This is a genomic window from Candidatus Hydrogenedentota bacterium (genome assembly GCA_019695095.1).
GTDB lineage: Bacteria > Hydrogenedentota > Hydrogenedentia > Hydrogenedentales > SLHB01 > JAIBAQ01.
The window spans coordinates 1-3,062 of the sequence record JAIBAQ010000369.1 but is presented as its reverse complement, the minus strand read 5'-3'; the positions used below and the strand labels follow the sequence as shown (position 1 = coordinate 3,062).

Sequence of the window (3,062 nt, the reverse complement as noted above, 5' to 3'; positions counted from 1 at the left end):
CCGGTGACATATAGCTGTATGTGCCCTGGGCGGATTTTGGCTTGCCTCTATTGAACAAGCTGCCAAGAAGTCCCGATTTGATCGGTTGCGCGATCGCGAAGTCGATGATCTTCACCTTGCCCGAAGCATTGCACAAGATGTTGTCCGGCTTGATGTCCTTGTGGATGAAGCCACTGGCAGTCAAGTATGCCAATCCGGTCGCCGACTGCTTGAATATCGTCTTGGCCTTATCTTTCAAAAACTGTTTGTCCGCCGGATTGCGGCTTTGGAGTCGGTTGCGAAGTGATCCCGCCGGGAAGTACTCCATAATGAAGTACGGCGGATAGACCTTGTATGATTTTGACACCTTGAGAATGTTGATGACATTCTCGTGCCGCATCTTCAGTCCGACCTCGGCGTCGTTGAACAACTCCTGATGAGCTTCCTTATCTTCCCTCAATTCGGGGAGTAGCATCTTCATGGCGAAGTGCCGACCGCTGCCCTCAACCACCTCGAAAACGGTGGTCTTGCGGGCCGGGTGTAGGATCGCCCGCAGCTTGTACCCATCAACGGTGTCGCCGACGTCGGCCATTCCCGCCCCCTGCCCCGCCTGCCGGCGGTTTACCAGTATTCTTCAAAGTGGACGTTGCCCTTGAGCTTGATTGCAGCCTGGTCGGCCACAAATCCACGCTCCTCCAGAAGCTGAATCACACCGATCGGTTCCGGGTACGTCCGTTCGCCGGTGGTCTTGTTTTTGACCGGAACCCCGATCATCTTCGGGTTGCCACAGAGATAAACATGGGTACTGGCCGGATCCAATCGGCCTCCTGCAGCAGTGTCCAACTCGCCTGCCACGAGCAAGTCCTGGATGTATGCCTTTTTGCTCAACCCTGGTTCTCGGGTAGCCAAGGGCAGGTACTTGTACTGTGGGAACTGTTCCATCAACCGTTGTTGTGTCGTCAGGTAGCCGAGATCACGCAAAAAGCGGACACAGCAGGCCTGCACTATGGAGCCTGCGTGCCCACGACGAAGCAGTTCCCAGACCATGTGATTGTGTGGCGCTTCGCCTGTGCCGGTGCCCAGAAAAAGCACCGTGTCACCATCTTTCACCGGGTCCAGTGTGAAATGGCCGACGATTCGTTCTCCGATCTGGAGCCGGTCCCCTTCGTTTAGCTCGAATAGCCGTGGTGTCAGTGCCGGCACCCGTCCGCCCAACTCCCCTTCCCGAACGAGGACGACGTAGAATTCCAACCAGTCGTCCTGAGTCATGTCACGCAGAATACCTGGCGACGAATAAATGGACGAGGAGATGGAGTACGATCGACGCACAACCTTTGCATGGTCCTCGTCCGCGAGTTGTTCGTCCTGACAGCCAGGTGTGCGCGGTTCCCAGTTGCCAAGGCCAAGCGTGACGTATTGACCAGGCTTGTACGCCGGCCGTGGAAAATCCGGCCGCACCCGCAACACCATCAGGTCTGAGTGGACCCTGTGCAGGTGAACAACGGTCGCGTTGTACCGACGCGCGCGGGCTGCGGCGATTTCTTCCGGGGTCATTGGGAGATTGTACAGACCAGATCGCAGGCTGTCAGCCGAGCTTGGCGATCGCCTCCTTGAGGTACGCCACACACTTCTTCACATCCGCTGATGGGTCGTCCGGGTTCGCCTCGTACTCAATGCTGATATACCCCCCAAACTTCACTTCCTTGAGCGCCAGTAACACGCCGGGCACGTCCAATGTGCCCGTCCTGTCGCCGAACGGTACGTCAGTCCGCCGCTTGTTGTCATGATCCTTTAGGTGCAGTCCGAAGTTGCGGGCACCCATCTTCCGCACTTGTTCGGCTGGATCGAGTGGGCTGTTGAATGGCGGTTGACCCATGCGAATCAGGTGGCCTGTATCCAGACATGTCCCGATCAAGGGATGGTGGTCCTTGACTGCCGCCATAATCACGTCGGCTGAGTACCAGCGATGTTTGCGGTTGCCGCCGCTCGGGCCGTGCGGGTGAATTGCAATCGCGATTTTGGTCTCTTCGACGAGTTTGTCCAGGCTGTCGAAGCTATCCGGGTCGGGGTCCGCACTTAAATACTTCATTCCGAGACGCATGGCGAAGTCGAATAGCTTCTTATTGGCGTCGTGGTTCTTGGTGAACCGTTCCACGCCGAATGCGAGCGGCGTCACTCCGTACTCAGCACACAGTTTCTTGGCTGCGGCGTGCTGCTCTGCCGTGCCGGTTGGCTTGATGTGATCGCGGAAGAACTCCGCGTAGGTGAGACCGAGTTCTTTGGTCCGCTTGAGGGCGTTTTCCAGATCGAACTTGCGGAAGGTGTACGACTGGATGCCGACTTTCAACCCGCCGAATCGGTTCTCGTCGGGCTGGCCGAGAGCGGTTGAGGTCAGGCTTGCGACGCTGGCGGCCAGGAACGTGCGACGGTCAATTGGTGTCACAGCAACTCTCCACAGGTGCGGGCCGTCATTGTGGAATGCGGTATGGGAAAAACCAGGGCCAACTACAATCCGGCACCATCCGCAGTTCGGATGACGACAATCAGCGGAACGGCGCCAGACTTCCGCGTGGTGCGACCGTCCGCAAATGCCCGTACCTCCTTCGAGGTCGCAACTGGTCGCGCTGTAGGTGGGGTGAGAGCAAATAGCAGTGCCGTGTGCTTCGGGGTTGGCTTCTTGATCTTGCTCACTTGCTCGGCGGTCGGATGCATAGTGGTCGGTTTCGGGTCAGCACCGAGCAAGTCCTTTATCTCGCGGTGATCGGCGGCACCAGCGACGGAGAGGTGTGCGACGCCGAGTTTCGCCCCTGCCCTCCCCTGCGTCGCCAAACTCGTCAAGAAGTGTCCACCATCAGCGGCAGAAACTGCATCCAAATACAGGGCGAAGGCACCGTGTTGCTTCGCCTTAAGTAGCATCTGCGCGTTGGCATCGACGCTTATTGCCCATCCGCATCCCCTTGCCGCCGCCTGCACGCCCGGCAGTGCTGCGAAAACATCTGGAACAAACAGGTCGATGCGTACTGCCGATCCGTTCGCCCAGATGTCTGTTGTCCGCTGATGCAAATCGGACGAAATCAGTTCAT

At 57.8% G+C, this 3,062-nt stretch carries 4 protein-coding genes; all 4 read right to left on the bottom strand.

The window, feature by feature from the left end:
• A partial coding sequence (locus K1Y02_26485) for a protein kinase (protein ID MBX7259930.1) occupies nucleotides 1–571 on the bottom strand: 571 nt, incomplete at its 3' end.
• A gap of 29 nt (nucleotides 572–600) precedes the next feature.
• The gene (locus tag K1Y02_26480) at nucleotides 601–1,533 is read right to left on the bottom strand and encodes a ferredoxin--NADP reductase (GenBank protein ID MBX7259929.1); all 933 of its coding nucleotides are present in this window, start codon (nucleotides 1,531–1,533) and stop codon (nucleotides 601–603) included.
• A 31-nt stretch (nucleotides 1,534–1,564) separates the two neighbouring features.
• On the bottom strand, nucleotides 1,565–2,326 hold the full coding sequence (locus tag K1Y02_26475) for a sugar phosphate isomerase/epimerase (protein ID MBX7259928.1): 762 nt from the start codon (nucleotides 2,324–2,326) through the stop codon (nucleotides 1,565–1,567).
• A 158-nt stretch (nucleotides 2,327–2,484) separates the two neighbouring features.
• A partial coding sequence (locus K1Y02_26470; GenBank protein MBX7259927.1) for a hypothetical protein occupies nucleotides 2,485–3,062 on the bottom strand: 578 nt, incomplete at its 5' end.